The following is a 19,723-nucleotide window of genomic DNA, read 5'->3' on the forward strand; positions in this document are numbered from 1 at the left end:
CCAAAGGTCTGTTCACCAGACACCGTCAGCGGTTTGGGCCTCCGGGCGGCCCTGACCTACCGATGTTGACCGCTGCAACGGGCACGGTTCGGGCACGTTCCATGGCATCCCGCAGCCTGACGCGCCCAACCGCACTACGCCTTTGCCTCGCCGGCCGAGGATGCCTTGCTTGCCCGGCGCTTCTTGAACTCTGCGAATTTGACCGTAAGGACATACATGTAGTCGAGCATCGCCTCGGCAAGGTCCACGGCATCCGAGGCGTCTTCCCGAGTCACCTTCGTACCCGTGAAGTGCGCTCCCTGATTACCGAGCGTTCTTAGCTCCTCAGCCCATTCCATAAGCCGATCGTCGATCTGACCTCGTTGCTGCAACTCCCGCAACCCCTCAAACAAGGTCCTCTTGTCGACGTTGTTCAGTCGACAGATGCCCTCCAAGGTTCGCCGGACCATCACTACGGCTGCCGTGTGAGCACCCGACCGCAGGCAAGCTACCGCTTCCTCATGCTCTGCCCGCAATTCCTCAGGAACCGCGAACGAGAGAGGCCGCCGCTCCTCCGGCCACACTTGGTAGAAGTATTTATCTCTATCACCAAAGTCAACCTCTTGATGCAGAGAGTTCGCGTTGCATCCATCGCACTGGATCAGCAGGAGCTGCGACACCGCGACTTCCGTGTCGTCATCCAAGAGAGATGTCCCTCGAATATGACCCAAGGTTAGAGTCTTGCAATGCGGACAATTCAGCGCACGTAGTGCCACTTCTTTCGAGGCTACTATGGACATCCGACCAGACTGCCAGAGAGCCGACGCGCTTCGCCATCCCGTCTGCCGTCGACCCGCACTCCTATGGAGCTGGCCGCCGCCCGGCCCGCCACGTCAAGCGGACCTTGACACCCGTACGGACGCTGGCGGGTCGGGCGGTGGTCTGCTCGGCCCGCCCGGGTCGACGGCAGACGGGATGGCTCCCACCGTCACCACCCACGGACCGCAAGCCGCCGACGGCCCCCCGGCCATCCTGGAGCCGGAGCGCCCCCGCCGGAGGCGCAGTAACCGCAACCCCGCCACCCACCCGCCGGCCGCCGACGGACCCGGCGTCCGCTCCCCCACGCCGCGCGGGTGCCGGCCGCGCGGCCCGGCCGGCTGCCGGCCCCACCACCCCACCGGACAACGGCCTGTCGTCATCCGGCGGCCCACCGGGCTACCCGCCTCCGCGCCAGCCGCCGGGCGTGTTGCGTGACCGGAGTGGAGCGCCAGCGGAGCGACGGACGCGCGCCCTGGCGGCGGCGCGTGCGGCCCGTCCAGGGCCGCCTTGATAGACGTACAGAAAGTTCTCCCACAGTGGCCGGTAGCCGGTCCGGGCCAGTTCGGCACCGAGGTTCACGGCGGGTTGACGTGTCGGTACCCGGTGCTACTCTGGCGGTCGTCGAGCACGCCAGTGCGGCCTTCCTGCCGGTTCGCCGGGCTCGACCACGGAGATGCTGAGCGGCCGTCCTGTCGCTGATGCGGGCCAGGTCCCGTCGGTTCTCGATCACGATGGCCGCGATGTCGGCCCCCGGAATCCGCTGAGTGGCCCATTACGGCCTTCCCGCCGTCACGATGGCCCGGATTCGCCTTCCCTCGACGGGTGGGGCTCGCCTGCGGCAACCCGCCGGATGCCGACCTCCAGGCACCCCACCCGTCCCGGCGTCACCATGTCCAGCAACCGGAAGGACCGCGTCCCACCGGCGGTCAGCGGCCATCGGCCAGGCCCGCCCTCCGGCGTCAGCCGCCCTCCCAGGCGGTGCCAGGAGACACCACGAACACCACCGACGGACACCGATCCGGTGACCGGTGGCGGTTCGTCGCCCGTCCCTGCCACCCGCCCTGAGGAGAACCCTTGTCCACCCTGCACCGTCCCGGTGTCGCCGCCGGTCGTGACGCCCAGGCCCTGCACCGGGCCGCCGCCCCCGACTACTTCGGCTGGTTGGAGCACACCCGTACCGCCGGGGGTTGTGCCCGTCCGATCCGGTTGACCGGCACGATGACCAACGTCGACCAGGACACCGGGCAGGTCCTGGCCGAGCAGCACACCGACGAGCTGCCCGACCGGGTGCTCTACAAGGCGTGCGGCAACCGACGTGCCGCCCAGTGCCCGGACTGCTCCTGGGTCTACGCCGGTGATGCCTTCCAGGTCGTCCGCTGCGGCCTGACCGGCGGCAAGGCGGTCCCCGCCTCGGTGGCCCGGCATCCGGTCGTCTTCGCCACCTTCACCGCGCCGTCGTTCGGCCCGGTGCACCACCGGCACGTACCCCGGCACACCTGCGCCGACCGGCGGCGCTGCGACTGCCGGCCCGCCCCCTGCCACGCCCGCCGCGACGCTGCCACCTGCCCGCACGGGCGGCCCGGGGCCTGCTTCGCCCGCCACGACTCCACCGATGGGCGGCTCGGTCGGCCGCTCTGTCTGGACTGCTACGACCACGATCACCAGGTCGTCTGGAACGCCTTCGCGGGGGATCTGTGGCGGCGCACCAAGCAGGCCGTCGAGCGGCACCTCGCCGCCCTCTGCCGCCGACGCGGCATCCCGACAGTCCAGGTGGTCACCGACGCAGGCAAGATCCGGCGGGTGCCGCCGGTGCGGGTGTCGCACGGGAAGGTCGCCGAGATGCAGCGCCGGGGCGCGGTGCACTTCCACGTCCTGCTGCGCCTCGACGGGGTCGACCCCAACGACCGGCACGCCCTGGTCCCGCCGCCGACGGGGATCACCGTCGACGACCTCGACACGGCCGTGCACGTCGCCGCCCGGCAGATCACCTTCACCACCCCGCCGCACCCCGATCGGCCGCAGGGCTGGTCGGTCGCCTGGGGAGAGCAGGTCGACGTACGCCGGATCGGCACCGGCGACGGGGACGTGACCGACGGGAAGGTGGCCGGCTACCTGGCGAAGTACGCCACCAAGGCCACCGAGGTCACCGGCCACTGCTCCACCCGACTCACGCCGGACACGATCGACGCCTACGCCGACCCGGAAGGCGACCACCTGGCCCGGCTCATCGACGCCTGCTGGCGACTCGGCCGCCCCACCCGGCACCGCACCAGCGACACCGCCACCCCGGCTGGGGAGCGTCAAGCGAAACTTGACACCGGATCGCACGCCTACCCCGGGCTGCGCCGGTGGGCGCACATGCTCGGCTACGGCGGTCACTTCCTCACCAAGGCCCGCCGGTACTCGGTCACCTTCGGGCTGCTCCGGGACACCCGCGCCAGCTACCGCCGCGCCGATGACGGCTCCATCACCGTCGGTGCCCTGGCCTTCGTCGGCTCCGGGTGGCTCACCGACGGGGACGCCCTGCTCGCCAACACCGCCGCCGCACAGCACCGGGAACGCCGCCGCATCGGCCGAGAAGAGGTCGCCCACGAGACGTGGTCGGAGGTGGCGGCGTGACCCGACCCCTCACCCCGCGCTGGTACTCCCCCGCCGAGGTCGCCGTCCTGCTCGGCTTCGGCCTGTCCAAGGTCAAGATGAAGATCGCCACCGGCGAGCTGCGCTCCATCAAGGACGGCAAGTACCGCCGCATCCTCCCCGAGTGGGTCGACGAGTACGTCCGTGACCAGGTCGACAGGCAGGAGGCCGCCTGATGCCCGGAAAGTCACGTGCCAACGGGGAAGGCTCGATCTTCCCGTACCGCACCGGCTTCGCCGCGTACGTCTGGGTCACCAAGCCCGACGGGAAGCGGACCCGCAAGTACGTCTACGGCCGGACCCGGGAGGCCGTCCACGACAAGTGGATCAAGTTGCACCAGCAGGCGAAGCAGGGGCCGGTGGCGACCAGCGTCCCGACGGTCGGCAGCTTCCTCACCTACTGGCTCACCGAGATCGTCCAGCCGAACCGGGCACCGTTGACCTACGCCACCTACGAGACGTTCGTCCGGCGCTACCTCGCCCCCGGACTCGGGTCGAAGCGGCTCGACCGGCTCCAGCCCCGGAACGTGCAGACCTGGCTCAACCAGGTGGCCCGCACCTGCCAGTGCTGCGCCCAGGGCAAGGACGCCGCCCGCCGGACGGAGAAACGTCGGTGCTGCGCGGTCGGCCGCTGCTGCCAGGCCGTCCCGTCGACCCGCACGGTCAGCGACATCCGGGCCGCGCTGCGGGCCGCCCTCACCCACGCCCAGGCCGAAGACCTCATCACCCGCAACCCGGCCGTGCCGGTCACCCTCGCCACTATCCGCCGCCGGCGGGGCAGGTCCTGGTCGAGCGACGAGGCACGTCGGTTCCTGGAATCGGCCCGCGCCGACGAGGACCCCCTCTACGCCGCGTACGCCCTGGTCCTCGTCACCGGCCTGCGCAAAGGCGAAGCCCTCGGGCTCGTGTGGGCGGACGTCGAGCTCGACGCCGGTGAGCTGACCATCGGTCGGCAACTGCAACGGGTACGCGGGCAACTCCTGCACCGCGACACCAAGGCCCAGGCGTCCGACGCCACGCTGCCCCTGCCCGACATCTGCGTGGCCGCACTGAAGCTGCGACGCGAACAACGCGACGAGGCACGGGCGGCCGCCGGGAAGGCGTGGCACGAGAACGACCTCGCATTCACCACCCGCTACGGCACGCCCATCGAGCCGCGCAACTTCCAGCGTTCCTGGCAAACGCGGTGTGACCGGGCAGGAGTCCGGCCGATCACCATTCACGACGCCCGCCGGACCTGTGCCACCCTCCTGGCCGACCTCGACGTGCATCCACGGGTCGCCATGCAGATCCTCCGGCACGCCCGCTTCTCGGTGACGATGGAGATCTACACCCAGGTTTCGTCCACGGCGACCCGGGACGCCCTCAAGCGCCTCGGTGAGTCACTCGGGCACTGACGAGAACTGCTGTACTTCGCTGCTGTACGGACAGCAGAAAGGCCACTTCCATCGATGGAAAGTGGCCTCTGACCTGGTGGGCGATACTGGGATCGAACCAGTGACCTCTTCGGTGTGAACGAAGCGCTCTCCCGCTGAGCTAATCGCCCTCAGCGCGCATAACTGTACCCGATCGCCGGCCCGGACCGCGAATCCGGGGTCAGTTCGTCGCGAGGTACCGCAGCGCGCGGGCGACCACGTCGATGCCGAGGCTGTACTTGAGCGAGAGCCAGGCGACCACGGCGACGAAGACCAGGCCGACGGAGCCGAGCGCGAATCGCATCGGCAGGGGTCGGGTGGTGGCCCATCGGGTCCAGCCCTGGACGTGCCGGCGGGTGAAGCCGAGCAGCCGCTTGGCCCAGTGGAACTCCACGGCCCAGATGCCCATGCCGGCGATCACCAGCAGCCAGCCGGGGCCGGGCAGCGGGATCAGGACGATCCCGATGGTGACCACGAGCGCGCCGGCGATGGACACGCCGATCTTGAGGGTGACCCGGCCGGTCGGGTTGGCCCGGATGAGGTCGAGCGTGGTCTTCACCCGCCGGCGGAGCTGGTGGTGTCGACCCCTCTTCGCCTTCGGGCCGGTCGGTCCGGCGGACCCGCCGGAGGCGGCCCGCCCGGCCCCGTTCGCGGCCGTGCCGTTCGCGGCCTTCCCGGACCCGTTCGCGGCTTTCCCGGACCCGTTCGCGCCCTTCCCGGACGCACCCTTGCCGGACCCGTTGGCGCCGTTGACGCCGGCGGCCTGGGCCGCTCCGTCACCCCCGTTGACGGGCTTGCGCCCGACGCCCCGGGCGGCGCCGTCGGGACGTCCCGACGGGCCCGCTCCGGGCCGCGTGCCACCTCCGGAGCCCTGCTGATCTGTCGGCACGGTGTCCCCCCGCTTTCGACCGGTGCCAGCCGTTTCCTGCGACGAGTTCGCCGAGGTCGGCGGATCCACTGAGGATCGATTCGTGGTCATTTCAACCCCTAGTGTGCCCCGGCCCGTCACTGGAACGGACGACTGGACGTTACCGGAGTAAGTCGTCGTCTGAACCAACCCCGACGCCGGGCGGGATCACGTACTGGGCAGAACCGGATATCGTACAAGAATTTTCACATTCTATCGGCGTTTCCGACCCCCTTCCCACCACTGGGTGAAGTCAGCGTATGGCGGAGCGTAGCCAGGAGTAGCACCTGAGTATGGGAAAAGCGGGACACGGACGTTCCGCAGCGGTGCCGGGGGGAGAACGTTCATGAGTGTCATCCGACCGACGACCGTAGAGGTCGAGACGTCACTAAGGCTCGTCGCACCTGACGCTACCGCCTTGCCGGTGCGCGCCAGTCTGCGGTACGACCCTGCTGACCCGTATGCGGTCCATGTCCTGTTCCATGCCGAATCGGCCGGGGGCGAGGCGGTGAGCTGGTCCTTCGCCCGCGAGCTGCTGGTCACCGGGCTCGACGATCCGGCCGGGATCGGTGACGTGCGGGTGTGGCCCTGGGCCACCCCACGCGGCGACTTCGTCGCGCTGGCGCTGTCGTCGCCGGACGGCAACGCCCTGTTCGAGGTGCCACGCAGCGTGCTGGTGCGGTTCCTGCGGCGGACCTACGTCGTGGTGCCGCGCGGACGGGAGGCCGACCACCTCGACGTCGACACGGCGGTGAACCGGCTGCTCGCCGGACGCTGACCGAGCCGACCGGGGCCGCGCGGATCTGCCGAGTCCGCGCGGCCCCGGCACACCACCACCCACGGTACGTCCGACACACCGTTCCAGGGTACGTCCGGTTCAGCCGTGCGTGGTGAGCCCGCCGTCGACCGGGATCACCGCACCGGTCAGGTACGCCCCGGCCCGGGAGGCCAGGTAGATCGCGGTACCCGCGACATCCTCGGGCCGCCCGATCCGGCCCAGCGGGATCTGCTGCTCGATGGCCGCCCGGGTGGCCGGGTCGTCCAGCGCGAAGGCCATCATCTTGCTCTCGAACGGCCCCGGCGCGATCGCGTTGACCGTGATCTGCTCGCCGGCCAGCCGGTGCGCCAGGGTACGGGTCAGCATGTGCACGGCCGCCTTGGTCGCCGAGTAGGCGTACACCTCCATGGTCGGCACCCGGATGCCGTCCACCGAGCCGATGGTGATCACCCGGGCCGGGTCGTCGGGGTCGGCCGCCGCCCGCAGCGCGGGCAGCAACGCGGTGGTGAGCCGGAAGACCGCCTTGACGTTGACCGCCCAGAGCTTGTCGAACGCGCTCTCCGGATAGTCCTCCAGCGCCGCGCCCCAGGTCGCACCGGCGTTGTTGACCAGGACGTCGAGCCGGTCGTTCCGGTCCCGGACGGCGGCGGCCAACTCCTCGGCCCCGGCGTCGCGGCTCAGGTCGGCCGGGATCGCCGCGCAGCGTCCCTCGGTCGAGAGGTCCCGGGCCACGGCCGCGCAGACCTCGGCGTTGCGGGACGAGATGATCACGTCGGCCCCGGCCCGGACGAAACCCCGGGCGATCATCAGGCCGATCCCCCGGGAGCCCCCGGTCACCAGGACCGTCTTGCCCTGCACCGAGAACAGATCCGTCATCGTCGTCCCATCGTCGTCCCGGTCAGGTCGTCGTCCCGGTGAGGTCGTCGCCCCGGTCAGCCGGTACCGGACCCACCGATCGGCCCTACCGATCGGTAAGTTAATCCGCCCCCGCGTCCGGCGACAACCCCCGCCCCGGCGGACGTCGACCCGCCGCACCGGCCGGCGGGCGTCCGGGATGCGGCCCCCGGACCTGCCGGTTACCGTCACGGGTGATGGTCTTCTCTGGTCAGTCCTCCCCGGCCACGGGCGACGTCTCCGGTCAGCCCGGTCCCTCCCCCGACCCCGACGACGCCCCGCCGTCCGCTGTCGTCACCCCTCCCGGCGGCATCGATCCGCCCGGGGGCATCGACACCCCGGCCCTGAGTGACCTCGCGCCGACCCCGGACTGGCGTCGCCCGGTGCTGGTCGACTCGGACCTGCTGGTCCTGGTCACCGACGGGTACGGCACGGTCGAGCTGGACTTCCGCGCGCTGCCCTGCCACCCCGGCACCCTGCTGCGGATCCGCCCCGGGCAGGCGGTGCGGTGCGGCGGCGAGCGCCCGTTCGACGCGCTGCTGCTGCGGTGGCGGGCCGACACGCTGGCCGGCACCCCGGCGGCGAACGACGTCACCCCGGAGCACTGCCACCTCCGGGGCGACGAGGGCGCGGCGGTCCGGGACGGGATCCACCGGCTGGCCGCCGACCGGCAGCGGTACCGGGACGAGCCCGCCGCCGCCGACCTGCTCCGGCACCAGCTCGCCGTGCTGCTGCTCCGACTGGCCCTGGTCCCCACCGGACAGGAGACCCCACCCCGGGGCGAGGGCGCTACCTTCCAGCGGCTCTGCCAGGAGGTCGAGCGCGGGTACCGGCACACCCGGCGGGTCGAGGACTACGCCGCCCAGCTCGGCTGCTCGGTACGGACCCTGACCCGGGCCTGCCTGGCGGTGACCGGCCGCAGCGCGAAGCAGGTGATCGACGAGCGGGTCGCCCTGGAGGCCGCCCGGCTGCTCGCCGCCACCGACGAACCGATCGCCCAGATCGGCCGCCGCCTCGGCTTTCCCGAGCCGACGAACTTCGGTCGCTTCTTCACCCGGGAGATGGGGCGCAGTCCGGGCGCGTTCCGGGCCGCCCGGGACCAGCGGGCACCGGCCCCGGACGGACGGGCAGTCAACCCGGACAGCGGGGCAGGATTCGACGACCGGAGGGCAGCGACCGGGAACGGACGACCGCCCGGTGCCGGGGATCGGGCCCGGGGCGGGCGGGCACCGGAGGGTCCGCAGCCGGCCTCCGACATGGCACGACGCGGGTCGGCCGGGGCGCAGCGCCCACCGGGATCCGGGCCCCGGCCGGCCGGGATCGTCCGCCCCCGCCAGCCCACCGAGCGAACCGGTGAACCCGACCGGGCATGATGGCAGGGTGCATATCTCCGCGCGCGGCGACTACGCGGTACGGGCGGCGCTCAGCCTGGCTGCCGCGTACCCGAACCTGCTCTCCGCCCAGGTGATAGCCACCGAACAGGATCTGCCCCGCAAGTTCCTGGAGGCTGTCCTCGCCGACCTGCGGCGGTCCGGCGTCGTCCGGGCGCAGCGGGGTGTCGAGGGCGGCTACTCCCTGACCAAACCACCCGGCGAGATCGCCGTCGGGTCCATCCTGCGGGCGGTGGACGGGCCGCTGGCCGGGGTACGCGGGCTGCGCCCGGAGGAGACCCAGTACGAGGGGCCGGCGGAACACCTGCCCCAGCTCTGGGTCGCCGTCCGGGCCTCGGTCCGGCGGGTGGTCGACGAGGTGACCCTCGCCGAGCTGCTCAACGGTCGAATGCCCACCCACGTCCGCCGGCTGACGGCGCTGCCCGACGCCTGGGAGCCCCGCTGATCGGGCCGCCCCGCCCCGCACCGAACCGGCCGCCTGGTCACAGGGTGCGGATCACCTCACCGGAGGTCAGCCGGGGCAGCCGGTCCTGCCAGGCGTCCGGGCCGGGGCGACCGAGGTTCATCACCACGAGCACCTCGTGCCGCCCGTCGGGGAAGAACTCCCCGGCCACCCCGGCGGGGTCGAACCCGGCCATCGGCCCGGCCGCCAGCCCCGCCGCCCGGACCCCGACGATCAGGTAGCCGATCTGGAGGGCGGCGTTGAGGCGGGCCTGCGCGGCCCGCTGCGCCCGGTCCCCGGCCAGCCAGTCCCGGGCCTGCGGCCGGTGCGGGAACAGCTCCGGCAGCCGCTCGTGGAAGTCCACGTCGGCGGCGAGCACCGCCACCAGGGGCGCGGCGGCGGTCTTCGCCCGGTTGGCGGAGGACAGGTGCGGCAGCAACCGGGCGCGCGCCGCCGCCGAACGCAGCAGCAGCACCCGTAGCGGCTGCCCGTTGTACGCGGTGGGCCCGTACCGGACCAGGTCGTGGATCGCGGCGATCTGTTCGTCGGTGACCGGCTCGTCGGTGAAGGTGTTCGCCGTGCGGGCGGCCCGGAAGAGCAGGTCCTGGGCCGTCGGGTCCAGCGCCAGCCACTCGTCCCCCGGCGGAACGGGCTGCGAACGGTCCGGTGCCAGGCCAGCGGCGGCTCCCCGGCCCGGGGACGTGGTGTCGGCGGCCGGGGAGGCGGGACCGGTCGCCGGGGTCGTGGTGCCCGTGCTCATGCCGGCGTCCGCCCGCCGCCGAGCGCCAGCGGTTCGGCGATCACCAGGGTCCGGCCCTCGATCGGGAGCCGGTGCGCCACCCGGCAGAGCAGCCGGGCCAGCACCCCGCTGAGCAGCGGCAGGCCGAACGGGCCGGGGACCCACTCCGGGTACCCGGCGGACCGGTCGACGCCGCCGTCGGCGAAGGTCCGGGCGGCGTCCTCCTGGCCGGTGGCCAGCAGGTGGACGGCGACGTGCTCGGCGCGGGCCAGCACCGGCGCGTGGGCCGAGGCGGCGTCGAGGCAGAAGGAGACCAGCGGCGGGTCCACCGACACCGCCGTGAACGAGGTCGCGGTGACCCCGGCCCGGACCAGCCCGCCGCCGCCCCGGCCGGGTGGGCCGACGGGCCGCGCCACGGCGGTGACCACGGCGACCGTGGCGGCCCGGCGGCGCAGCATCTCACGGAACGACTCCTGGTCGACAGGGACCAGGTCGCCGCCCTCCACCGCGCCGCCACCGGCCTCCGCAGCAACGCCGGCCACCCGGCCGACACCGGGCACCGCGCCACGGCCGGGCGGATCAGGTGGGCGTCGGGTGACGCCGGGGGCGATGTCGCAGGAGCCGAGGGTACGCGGGCGGCGGAACGGGGACATGGCGGTCTCCTGATCTGTCCACGCTGGGATAGGTCTGTCCACGGGGAGGGTGGGCGTGCCGGCCACCGGCGAAACGGGCCGGGCGGCAGGCAGCGCGGCGCCGCAGCGGCGGGCCGGGTGACCCGGGAGGCGCGACAGCCGCCACGGTCGTCGACCGGGCGGGCGGCGGGCGCTGCGGCGGGCCGGCGGTCAACTCAACAGAGCGCGCTCGCGTGCCGGACCAGGTCGACGTGCACGCGGGCGGTGAGCAGAGCCTCGTCCCGCAGCGACATGAGCCCATGGTGCCGCAGCCCGCAGCACCGGTCAACGGCCATCCATCATCTGGGAGCACCGCCAGCAAAGGTGTCGACCACATCGCTCACCAGCACCAACGTGGACCGAAAGCCGATCTGCAAGGTGGCGTTTCCAGCCGGAGGGGGCGGCGCGGCGGGCCGGCGCGGGGCGGGTGGCTGCGGGTCGACCACCGACGTCCCACGATCACCGACCGTCCACGACCACCGGTCGCCCGCGACCGCACCGGGTTTCCCGTGTCGACGGTGTGGGCATCTTCGATGGCGACACCAGAGCGACGGTCACGAAGGGAGCACCACGATGGGCCTGATGTTCCGCAAGCGCAAGAAGTACGGGCCGATCATCCTGAACTTCACGGAGAACGGCTTCTCCTCCTGGAGCATCAGGATCGGCCGCTGGTCCTGGAACTCGCGCGCCAAGGCGCATCGGGTGGACCTCCCCGGCCCGCTCTCCTGGAAGCAGGACAAGTCCAGGGCGTGATCCCCCCGTCTCGACCGTCGGGGCGCCGGTGACCACACCGGCGCCCCGACGTCCGTTGCGCCGCCCGCACCCGGCGTCCTCCGTACCCGGTGGTCGGGTTCCCGGGTTCGCCGTCGCGGCGATACGGGCGCACCGGACAATCACGGCATGAGTCGGCGGCGGCCGTACCGGAAGGAACAGCGACGGACGATCCTGGCCTGCGCGCTCCTCGTCCTGGTGTACTTCGTGGTACCGGTGCAGCCGGACGCCAACGGGCCCCGGCTGGCCGTCCGGGCCGTGCTCACCGTGGTCGCGGTGATCGTGGTCGCCCTGCTGGTCACCGGGCAGGTCCGCCGGCAACTCGCCGCCGAGCGGGCCCCGGCCGGGCCGGACCAGGCCCCGTCGGCGGCGGGGGCCGGGCCGGCGGGAGGCGACGGGCAGGTCCGGTCGCTGGCCCACCTCGCGGTGGCGCTGGTCGCCGGGCTGCTGGCCTTCGCGCTGGCCGACTACGTCATCGCGGTCACCGCACCGGAGCAGTTCGTCAACCTCCGGACCCGGGTCGACGCGCTCTACTTCGCCCTCGCCACGCTGACCACGATCGGGTACGGCGACGTCCACGCCGAGGGGCAGTTCGCCCGGTCGGTGGTCGCCGCGCAGATGGTGTTCAGCATCGGCGTCATCGCCACCGGGCTGTCCCTGGTGCTCAAGCACCTGACCAGGCCGACGTCGCCGCCTCCACGTGGATGACCACGTCACCGCCGAGCCGGCCGTGCTCGGGGTCGCGCCGGGCGGCCCCCGCGTCGAGCAGGCCGGTCACCGCGCGGACCGCGTCGGTGGACCGGTACCCGGTCGCGGTGAGGGTGTGCCGGCGCAGCTCGGTGACGGTACGGGGGCCGGAGCGGGCCAGTTCGGCGAGGAGTTCCCGGCCCAGCGGCGCCGGGTCCGGGTCGGTCGTGGCGGCCAGCGGCGCGGCCGTGGGGTCGGCGGGGTCGCGCAACCGTGCGCCGAGCTGCCCGGCCACCTCCCAGAGCCCCGTCTTGAAGGCGTCCAGCCCCCGGTCGGAGCCGGTGGCGAAGGCGACGAGCCGGGGCTGGGCCCCGTCCGCGGGTACCCACTCGACCTCGGCGACCAGCGGGAACCGCTCGGTGAGCGCGGCCCGGACCGGGGTGTCGGCGACGACCAGCAGTTCGGCCGGACGACCGCTCGCCGCGGCGGCCAGCACCGCCCGCGACAGCCCCGCCACCTCCGCGCCCCCCACCGAAGCCCCACCCGCCCCGGGAGCCCCACCCGCCCCGGGCACCGCCGCGCAAGAAGGGGACCCTTCTCTACCGTATGCGTTAAGAGAGGGCCCTTCCTTACACCCGTAGAGGTCGACGACCGTGAGCAGCGGAGCGCCGGCCGCGCCGGCCGCCTTCAGGGCCACCGGCAGCCGGGTGTGGTCGCCGGGCACCAGGTGCACGGCCACCTCGGTCGGCAGCTCCGCCTCGGCCGCGCCGAGCCGCGCCGGCAGCTCCTCGGTGCCGTCGGCCAGCACCAGCACGGTGAGCCGTCGACCCCGCAGGCCGGCACCGGCGGCGGCACCGACGGCCCGGACCGCCGCCTCCGGGGTCTGCGCGTCGGCCGGGGCGCCGGCCACGGCGAGGGTGGCCCGCCGGGAACGCTGCAACGCTCCCGGCAGCCAGGCGTCGAGCTGTCGGGCGGTCAGCTCGCGGAGAACGGCGTCGGTCGGCATCCTGACGTTGTACCGCACGAGCACTCAGGCCGGCACGGAGATCCCCACCCCGCCCCGGGTCTGACCGCCGTACCGCTGCCGCTCCCGGTCGAGGTCGAGCCGGCCGATCCGCTTGCGCGCGGTGAGCGCGGCGTCGTCCAGCAGGTCGGCCGGGACCAGCCAGACCACCTCGAACTCCAGGCCGTCCGGGTCCTGGCCGTAGAGGCTCTTGGTGGTGCCGTGGTCGGAGGCGCCCACCAGGGCTCCGGCGGCGGCCAGCCGCTCGGCGGTGGCGGCCAGTTCGTCGAGGGTGTCGACCTCCCACGCCAGGTGGTAGAGGCCGACGGCGCTGCGGCCGGCGGCCGAGCGGCCCGCCCCCGCGCCCAGCTCGAACAGGCCCAGGTCGTGGTCGTTGGTCGAGTCCGGGGCCTGGAGGAAGGCGGCCCCCCGGAAGCCGTCGGGGGTCATCGGGATCGGCCGGAACCCGAGGACGTCCCGGTAGAAGGCGACACTACGGTCGAGATCGCTCACGTAGAGCACGGCGTGGTTCAGTCGGTGGATTCCCATGCCCCGACGGTAGCGCGATTTAGTTGAGCGCTCAACTACACCGGCTATGATGGTGCTCATGACCCGCTGGTTGGACCCGGACGAGCAGCGCACCTGGCGTGCGTTCCTGAGCGCCTCCCGAGGGCTGATGGAAACTCTCGACCGGGAGCTGCAACGTGACGCCGGCATGCCGCACGCGTACTACGAGATCCTGGTCCGGCTCTCCGAGGCGCCCGACCGCCGGATGCGGATGAGCGAGCTGGCGACGGAGACCGCCTCCTCGCGCAGCCGGCTGTCCCACGCGGCGGCCCGGCTGGAGGCCGCCGGGTGGATCCGCCGCGAGGAGTGCCCGACCGACCGGCGGGGCCAACTCGCCGTCCTCACCGAGCAGGGTTTCGCGACGCTGGCCGCCGCCGCGCCCGGCCACGTCGAGGGGGTACGGCGGCACCTGTTCGACGCGCTGAGCCCCGCACAGGTCGACCAGTTGCGCCGAATCAGCGAAGCGATCGCCGACCACTTGAATGCTTCCTGACAATCCGTCCATTCCGGGGGTTGTACATACCGTCGCGGGGCAAGCACGATGGGGCGTGTCCTCGGGCCTGGATGAACTGACTGTCCACGCGCACCAGTTGGTGTCCGCTGGCGACCTGCACGGTGCCCGGCGGGTGCTGGCCGACGCGCTGGCCGACGCCGACCCCCGGCCGGCGAACGCCTCGCCCGAACTGGCCGACGCCGCCGGGCTCCAGGCACGGGTGCTGGTCGCGCTCGGCGATCCGCAGGCCGCGCGGGCCTGGGCCGCCTACGCGTACGCGGCCACCGGCCGACTGTACGGGCGCTCCGACCCGCAGACCGTCGCCGCGGCGGCCACCCTCGCGGCGGTCCTGCACCGGGTCGGTAGCGACGCCCGCGCCGCCCACCTCTACTCCGAGGTCATCATCGAGCTGACCGCCACCGACGGCCCCGAGTCGTTGCGGGTCCTCGCCGCCCACGCCGACCTGGCCACCGTGGAGTACGCGCGGGGCCAGTGCGGCGTGGCCCGGGACCGGTTGCAGGACGCCTGGGAGCTGCACCGGGAGGTCTACGGCGACGGGCATCCCAGCGGCATCAAGATGCTGGCGCGGCTCGGCGCGATGCAGCGCGACTGTGGACGGTACGCCGACTCGCACCGGAACCTCACCTACGCCGACGAGCTGTGCCGGCGGTACCTCACCCCCGGCGACCCCCTCGCCGCGCAGGTCGCCGCGCTGAGCCGGGCGGCGGCGAAGTCGGACCACGTCTGCGCCGACGACGAGCCCGACGAGCCGACCCCGGCCGCCGCAGCCGCCCCGGGCCCGCCGGAGCCGCCGTACGACCCGGAGCCGCCGTACTCCCCCGGCGGCGTGGCCGACCCGGAGCCCGCGTACCCGCCGTCGTCCTCCCCCGGCGGCCCGGCCGACCCGGAACCCGCGTACCCGCCGTCGTCCTCCCGGGACGCGGAGCCCGAGGACCTCCCGCCGACATCCTGGGACCCCGCGACGCACTGGGACCCGCCGACGCACTGGGGGCAGGCGGAGCACCCGTCCGGGCCGGCGTACCCGGAGCCGGAGACCGACGCTTCCCCGGCCCCGCCGCACCCGGTACCCCCGCCCCGGCTGCCGCTCGACGACGACCCCGGCGGCTGGCCGCCGGAGGAGGCCGGCGGCTGGCCGCCGGAGGAGGCCGACCGAACGGCCACCGGTGCGGTACCCCCGGCGGTGGTCCCGCGCGCCGGCACCAGCCTGACCGCGCCCGGGGTGCACCGGGTCCGGCGCGACACCGAACCGGACGCGCCGTCCCGGCTGCTGCCGGTGCCGGTGCACCGCCCGCCGCCGCCCCCACGCCCGAACCGTCTCGTACCGGTGATCGCGGCCGGGGTGGTCGTGGCGCTGCTCGGCGCGGCGGCGGTGATCGCCGGGGTGGCCCGGGTCGGCGGCTCCCGCGACGACGCCCCGCCGGTCGGCGGCCCCTCCCCCGGCGCCTCGGGTGAGGCCACGCCCCGCCCGTCCGAACCGGTCGCCACCCCGGGCACCCCGCCCGGCTCGGTACGGCTCGACGACAACCGGGACGCCATCGTGCTGCGCTGGACGTACCCGAACGGGGCGGAAGGTCCGGTGGTGGTCTCCGGCGGCCGGTCCGGCCAGGACCCCCGCGCCTTCACCGAACTGCCGGCCGGCACGACCACCTACACCGTGCACAACCTGGACCGGGGCACCGACTTCTGCTTCACCGTCGCCGTCGTCTGGTCCACCGACTCGGTCGGCCGCTCCCGCCCCATCTGCACCAACCGCCGCTAACCCCCACCCCCTCCCCCCCTGCCCCTCCCCCCTCCTCCCCCTCCCGCCTCTGCCCACGTTGATCATGAGGTTGACGGGGGCCAGAGACGCTTCCGATGCCGTCAACTCCATGATCAACGCGCGGAGGCGCGCGGAGGTGGGGGGCGGGGGTGGGTCAGTCCTGGTCGGGGTGGGGGAGGGTGGGGAGGTGGAGGCGGACGTGCAGGCCGGGGCCGGCCGACGGGTCGGCGGGTCGCTTCGGGTCGGGGTCGGTGAGGGCGATCGTGCCGCCGGCCCGGCGGACCAGGTCACGGACGATCGCCAGGCCCAGGCCAGCGCCACCGGCGTCCCGCGCCCGGGCGTCGTCCAGCCGGGTGAACCGGTCGAAGACCCGTTCCCGGTCCGCGGCGGGAATGCCGGGCCCGTCGTCGGTCACCGTCACCAGGTGGTACGGCGTGCCGGGCTGCGGCAGCGCGGCCAGCACCACCCGGTGGCGGGCGTACCGGACCGCGTTGTCGACCAGGTTCGCCAGGATCCGGTGCAGGTCGTCGGGGTCGCCGACGGTCCAGAGCGGTTCGGGTACCGGCGTCACCTCGACCGGCGGCGAGGGGTACCGGCCGGCGACGGTGGCCAGCAGGCCACCCAGTTCCACCGGCCCGGTGGCCCGGCCGGGTGGGGTGGTCTCGTCGAGCCGGGCCAGCAGGAGCAGGTCGTCGACCAGCCGGCTGAGCCGTTCGGTGTCGGTGAGCAGGTCGGCGGCGACCGCGGGCCAGTCCGTCCGGTCCCCGAGCCGCTGCGCCACCTCCAACTCGGTACGCATGTTCGTCAGCGGGCTGCGCAGTTCGTGCGCGGCGTCGGAGACGAACGCCCGTTGCCGGTCCCGGGCGCGTGCGAGCCGGTCGAGCATGTCGTTGAGGGTGACCGCGAGGCGGTGGATCTCGTCGTGCGACGCGGGTACGGGCAGCCGTCCGGTGCCGGCGCTGCCGGTGATCTCGGCCGCCCCGCTGCGCAGCGCCTCCACCGGGCGCAGCGCGGCGCCGACCACCCGCCACGCCACCACCGCGAGCAGCGCCACCAGCAGGGGGAAGCTGACCAGGAGAATGGTACGGACGATCTCCGCGCTGTGCCGGACGTCGGTCAGCGACCGGCCGACCAGGACGGTGAGCGGGTCCGCCGGGGTGCCGGCCGGCACGGTGACCACCCGGACCGGCCCCTCCAGCCCCAGCCGCTGCCCGGGGACGACGGCCCGCTGCTGGCCGCTGCGGTCGATCCGGTCGAGCGGCAGCATCGGGACCAGCCGGTCGGCGTCGATCGACGCGGCCCGGACCCGGCCCTGGGCGTCGACGACCTGGACCCGGGCCTGACCGCCGGCCACCGGCAGCGGGTCGGGCAGGGCGTCCTCGGCGGCGAGTCGGGCGACCGCGTCGGCGGTGCGCAGGGCCTCCGCGTCGACGGTGCGGTGCAGGGTCCAGTTGAGCACGCCGAGCAGGATCGCCCCGCCGGCGGCGAACCCGGCGATGAGCCCGAGCACCCCGATCACCATCAGCCGGGCCCGCAGCCCGAGGGTCAGGAAGGGGCCCTTCCTATACCGGAGGCGATAAGAGGGGGCCCTTCCTTCCCCGCTCATGCGGTGAGGCGGTAGCCGGCGCCCCGGACGGTCTCCAGCCGGTCCCGGCCGATCTTGCGGCGCAGGTAGCCGACGTAGACCTCGACCGCGTTCGGGGCGGTGTCCAGGCTGGCGTCCCAGACATGGTCCAGCAGTTCGATCTTGGAGACCACCTCGCCGGGCCGACGGATCAGGTAGGCCAGCAGCGCGTACTCGCGGGCGGTGAGGGCGACCTCCGCACCGGCCAGGGTGACCCGGCGCCGGGCCGGGTCCAGGCTCAGGTCACCGGCGCTGAGCACGGCCGGCCGCTGGGGTGCCCCGCGCCGCAGCAGCGCCCGCAGCCGGGCCAGCAGGACCACGTACGAGAAGGGTTTGGTGAGGTAGTCGTCGGCCCCGCAGTCGAGCCCGTCGGCCTGGTCGTACTCGCCGTCCTTGGCGGAGAGCATCAGCACCGGCAGCCAGCGCTCCTCGGCCCGGATCCGCCGGACCAGCTCGTACCCGGACAGGCCGGGCAGCATCACGTCGAGGATCATCGCGTCGTACCCGCCGCCGCGCACCGCGTCCAGGCCGGCCGGGCCGGTACCGGCCACGTCGACCACGAACCCCTCGGCCTGCAACCCCCGCTGCAACGCGGCGGCCAGCCGCGCCTCGTCCTCCACCACCAGCAACCGCACGCCTCCAGGGTGCCACTGCCGGCGTACCCCGATCGTGCGCCCTCAGCCTGCTCTCAGCCGTCATTGGGCACCATGGGTACAGGAGGTGCCACCATGTCCGTCCTGAGAAGTCGTCCCGTCCTGCGCTGGCTGGTTCCGGCGGCAGCCGCCGTCACCGTGGTCGGCGGCGGTGCCGCCATCGGCACGTTCGCCGCCCAGGCCGAGCCCAGCCTGCCGCCCCGCAGCGCGGCCCAACTCCTGGTCGATCTCCAGACCGCCCGGCTGGAGGGGCTCTCCGGCACCGTCGTGCAGCGGGCGGACCTGGGCCTGCCGCCGCTGGCCGGCCTGCTCGGCTCGGGTGACGACCCGACCGCCCTGCTCACCGGCACGCACACGCTGCGGGTCTGGCACTCCGGGCCGGACCGGCAGCGGATCGCCCTGGTCGACACGCTCGGCGAGCGGGACATCATCCGCAACGGCCGGGACCTGTGGACCTGGGAGAGCCGCTCCAAGACCGCCACGCACCGCACGCTGCCGGAGGCGGGCACGACGGAGGTGGAGCCGAGCCTGCCGGTGACCCCGCAGGAGGCGGCGGACCGGGCGCTGGCGGCCATCGACCCGAGTACCGAGGTCAGTGTCGGCCGGTCCGCCACGGTCGCCGGGCGGGACGCGTACGAGTTGGTGCTCCGGCCGCGTGACGAGGCCTCCCTGGTCGACCAGGTACGGGTCGCCATCGACGCGCGCGAGCACGTCCCGCTGCGGTTCGAGGTGTTCGCCGACGCCGCCGACCGGCCGGCCTTCGAGATCGCCTTCACCCAGATCGACCTGCGCCGCCCCGACGCGGACCAGTTCACCTTCAACCCGCCGCCCGGCACGACGGTCACCGAGAAGCCGGCCGTCGAGAAGCCGGCCGGGGCCGCCGGCGCGGACGGTGCCGGGTCCGCCCCGCACGGCGGCGTCCCGGACGGCGTACGGGCCGTCGGTGAGGGTTGGACCACCGTGCTGGTGGTCACGACCGACCAGGCCGACCGGACGGGTCGGGAGGACCGGGGCGGACGGCCCGGCGCGACGGGCGCGACCTCGCCGGGTGACCTTCCGTCCGGCGCGGCCGACCTGCTGGGCGGGCTGCCCGAGGTGAGCGGGGACTGGGGTCGGGGTCGACTGTTCAGCACGAAGCTGGTCAACGTGCTGCTGACCGAGGACGGGCGGCTGCTGGCCGGCGCGGTGACGCCGGAACGGCTCTACGAGGTCGCCAAGGGCTGACCGCCTCGACGCTCCACCCGGGGGTCCGGGCCGGCTTGCCGGCCCGGACCCCCGGTCCGTCCGCACCCCGCAGCGGGGTCGGAAGGGTTTTCGCCCGGCGGCGGGTTCTGGAAAGCTTGGTGCGGCGCAGAGTGGCGCGGTATGTTTGCGAGTTCAGAGACACAAAAAGGAATGGCACGCATGCCATTCCTGCGCTAATTCTAGCTACCAAGGAGACGGCTTGTCAAGGCAGTCCGGCGATCCCGGTGAG

Annotated in this window: 21 protein-coding genes and 1 tRNA gene; 11 read left to right on the forward strand and 11 right to left on the reverse strand. The window is 73.6% G+C overall.

The window, feature by feature from the left end; all coding sequences use genetic code 11:
* Nucleotides 1-134: 134 nt before the first annotated feature.
* Nucleotides 135-683: a DUF4145 domain-containing protein gene (locus tag ACQUFX_RS16165; RefSeq protein WP_428961224.1), complete on the reverse strand. Its 549-nt coding sequence runs from the start codon at nt 681-683 to the stop codon at nt 135-137.
* A 1,189-nt stretch (nt 684-1,872) separates the two neighbouring features.
* Between ACQUFX_RS16165 and ACQUFX_RS16170 the strand changes: the two genes are divergently transcribed.
* The 3 genes from ACQUFX_RS16170 to ACQUFX_RS16180 are packed head-to-tail and all read left to right on the forward strand — an operon-like array spanning nt 1,873 to nt 4,831.
* Nucleotides 1,873-3,417: a replication initiator gene (locus tag ACQUFX_RS16170; RefSeq protein WP_428961225.1), complete on the forward strand. Its 1,545-nt coding sequence runs from the start codon at nt 1,873-1,875 to the stop codon at nt 3,415-3,417.
* Complete coding sequence (locus tag ACQUFX_RS16175) at nt 3,414-3,611, forward strand: excisionase family DNA-binding protein (protein ID WP_428961226.1); 198 nt, start codon at nt 3,414-3,416, stop codon at nt 3,609-3,611. The genes ACQUFX_RS16170 and ACQUFX_RS16175 overlap by 4 nt, the downstream gene beginning before the upstream one ends.
* Nucleotides 3,611-4,831, forward strand: coding sequence for a tyrosine-type recombinase/integrase (locus ACQUFX_RS16180; RefSeq protein WP_428961227.1), 1,221 nt, complete (start codon nt 3,611-3,613; stop codon nt 4,829-4,831). Before ACQUFX_RS16175 ends, ACQUFX_RS16180 begins: the two co-directional genes overlap by 1 nt.
* 74 nt (nt 4,832-4,905) lie before the next feature.
* On the opposite strand, the gene ACQUFX_RS16185 is transcribed toward ACQUFX_RS16180, so the two are convergent.
* Both ACQUFX_RS16185 and ACQUFX_RS16190 read right to left on the reverse strand, forming a co-directional pair.
* A tRNA-Val gene (locus tag ACQUFX_RS16185) sits at nt 4,906-4,980 on the reverse strand.
* Nucleotides 4,981-5,030: 50 nt separating this feature from the next.
* On the reverse strand, nt 5,031-5,408 hold the full coding sequence (locus ACQUFX_RS16190; protein ID WP_428961228.1) for a TIGR02611 family protein: 378 nt from the start codon (nt 5,406-5,408) through the stop codon (nt 5,031-5,033).
* Nucleotides 5,409-6,102: 694 nt separating this feature from the next.
* Between ACQUFX_RS16190 and ACQUFX_RS16195 the strand changes: the two genes are divergently transcribed.
* Entirely contained in the window at nt 6,103-6,534 is a 432-nt protein-coding gene (locus ACQUFX_RS16195) for an SsgA family sporulation/cell division regulator (protein WP_067369148.1), read from the forward strand.
* 99 nt (nt 6,535-6,633) lie between these two features.
* Here the strand turns inward: ACQUFX_RS16195 and ACQUFX_RS16200 are convergent, their stop codons facing one another.
* Nucleotides 6,634-7,410 (reverse strand): glucose 1-dehydrogenase, encoded by a 777-nt coding sequence (locus tag ACQUFX_RS16200; protein ID WP_428961229.1) that lies wholly within the window; start codon nt 7,408-7,410, stop codon nt 6,634-6,636.
* A gap of 215 nt (nt 7,411-7,625) precedes the next feature.
* Between ACQUFX_RS16200 and ACQUFX_RS16205 the strand changes: the two genes are divergently transcribed.
* A complete protein-coding gene (locus ACQUFX_RS16205; protein WP_428961230.1) occupies nt 7,626-8,801 on the forward strand; it encodes a helix-turn-helix domain-containing protein in 1,176 nt (391 codons plus the stop codon).
* Nucleotides 8,802-8,808: 7 nt separating this feature from the next.
* A complete protein-coding gene (locus tag ACQUFX_RS16210) occupies nt 8,809-9,264 on the forward strand; it encodes an RrF2 family transcriptional regulator (protein WP_428961231.1) in 456 nt (151 codons plus the stop codon).
* Between the two features lie 37 nt (nt 9,265-9,301).
* Here the strand turns inward: ACQUFX_RS16210 and ACQUFX_RS16215 are convergent, their stop codons facing one another.
* The 3 genes from ACQUFX_RS16215 to ACQUFX_RS16225 all read right to left on the reverse strand — a co-directional run bounded on the left by ACQUFX_RS16215 (nt 9,302) and on the right by ACQUFX_RS16225 (nt 10,967).
* Nucleotides 9,302-10,021 carry a malonic semialdehyde reductase gene (locus ACQUFX_RS16215; protein ID WP_428961232.1) on the reverse strand — a complete coding sequence of 240 codons (720 nt, stop codon included), beginning with the start codon at nt 10,019-10,021 and terminating at the stop codon, nt 9,302-9,304.
* A complete protein-coding gene (locus ACQUFX_RS16220) occupies nt 10,018-10,653 on the reverse strand; it encodes a flavin reductase family protein (RefSeq protein WP_428961233.1) in 636 nt (211 codons plus the stop codon). The genes ACQUFX_RS16215 and ACQUFX_RS16220 overlap by 4 nt, the downstream gene beginning before the upstream one ends.
* A gap of 194 nt (nt 10,654-10,847) precedes the next feature.
* Entirely contained in the window at nt 10,848-10,967 is a 120-nt protein-coding gene (locus tag ACQUFX_RS16225; RefSeq protein ID WP_428961234.1) for a putative leader peptide, read from the reverse strand.
* Between the two features lie 277 nt (nt 10,968-11,244).
* Here ACQUFX_RS16225 and ACQUFX_RS16230 point away from each other — a divergent pair, with 277 nt between their 5' ends.
* Complete coding sequence (locus ACQUFX_RS16230; protein WP_132390218.1) at nt 11,245-11,424, forward strand: DUF4236 domain-containing protein; 180 nt, start codon at nt 11,245-11,247, stop codon at nt 11,422-11,424.
* A gap of 147 nt (nt 11,425-11,571) precedes the next feature.
* On the forward strand, nt 11,572-12,150 hold the full coding sequence (locus ACQUFX_RS16235) for a potassium channel family protein (RefSeq protein WP_428961235.1): 579 nt from the start codon (nt 11,572-11,574) through the stop codon (nt 12,148-12,150).
* Here the strand turns inward: ACQUFX_RS16235 and ACQUFX_RS16240 are convergent.
* Together ACQUFX_RS16240 and ACQUFX_RS16245 are read right to left on the reverse strand one after the other, a co-directional pair.
* A complete protein-coding gene (locus tag ACQUFX_RS16240; protein ID WP_428961236.1) occupies nt 12,107-13,135 on the reverse strand; it encodes a hypothetical protein in 1,029 nt (342 codons plus the stop codon). The genes ACQUFX_RS16235 and ACQUFX_RS16240 overlap by 44 nt on opposite strands.
* A 24-nt stretch (nt 13,136-13,159) precedes the next feature.
* The gene (locus ACQUFX_RS16245; RefSeq protein WP_428961237.1) at nt 13,160-13,681 is read right to left on the reverse strand and encodes a VOC family protein; all 522 of its coding nucleotides are present in this window, start codon (nt 13,679-13,681) and stop codon (nt 13,160-13,162) included.
* A 49-nt stretch (nt 13,682-13,730) separates the two neighbouring features.
* On the opposite strand from ACQUFX_RS16245, the gene ACQUFX_RS16250 reads away from it, so the two are divergent.
* Both ACQUFX_RS16250 and ACQUFX_RS16255 read left to right on the forward strand, forming a co-directional pair.
* A complete protein-coding gene (locus tag ACQUFX_RS16250) occupies nt 13,731-14,192 on the forward strand; it encodes a MarR family winged helix-turn-helix transcriptional regulator (RefSeq protein WP_428961238.1) in 462 nt (153 codons plus the stop codon).
* A 55-nt stretch (nt 14,193-14,247) separates the two neighbouring features.
* A complete protein-coding gene (locus ACQUFX_RS16255) occupies nt 14,248-15,972 on the forward strand; it encodes a tetratricopeptide repeat protein (protein WP_428961239.1) in 1,725 nt (574 codons plus the stop codon).
* Between the two features lie 154 nt (nt 15,973-16,126).
* Here ACQUFX_RS16255 and ACQUFX_RS16260 read toward each other — a convergent pair whose 3' ends face one another.
* Nucleotides 16,127-17,494, reverse strand: coding sequence for a sensor histidine kinase (locus tag ACQUFX_RS16260; RefSeq protein ID WP_428966966.1), 1,368 nt, complete (start codon nt 17,492-17,494; stop codon nt 16,127-16,129).
* An 80-nt stretch (nt 17,495-17,574) separates the two neighbouring features.
* Nucleotides 17,575-18,231 (reverse strand): response regulator transcription factor, encoded by a 657-nt coding sequence (locus tag ACQUFX_RS16265; RefSeq protein ID WP_428961240.1) that lies wholly within the window; start codon nt 18,229-18,231, stop codon nt 17,575-17,577.
* 93 nt (nt 18,232-18,324) lie between these two features.
* Between ACQUFX_RS16265 and ACQUFX_RS16270 the strand changes: the two genes are divergently transcribed.
* Complete coding sequence (locus ACQUFX_RS16270; protein WP_428961241.1) at nt 18,325-19,473, forward strand: LolA family protein; 1,149 nt, start codon at nt 18,325-18,327, stop codon at nt 19,471-19,473.
* Nucleotides 19,474-19,723 lie beyond the last annotated feature (250 nt).

Source organism: Micromonospora fluostatini, from assembly GCF_050410825.1.
GTDB classification, from domain to species: domain Bacteria; phylum Actinomycetota; class Actinomycetes; order Mycobacteriales; family Micromonosporaceae; genus Micromonospora; species Micromonospora rosaria.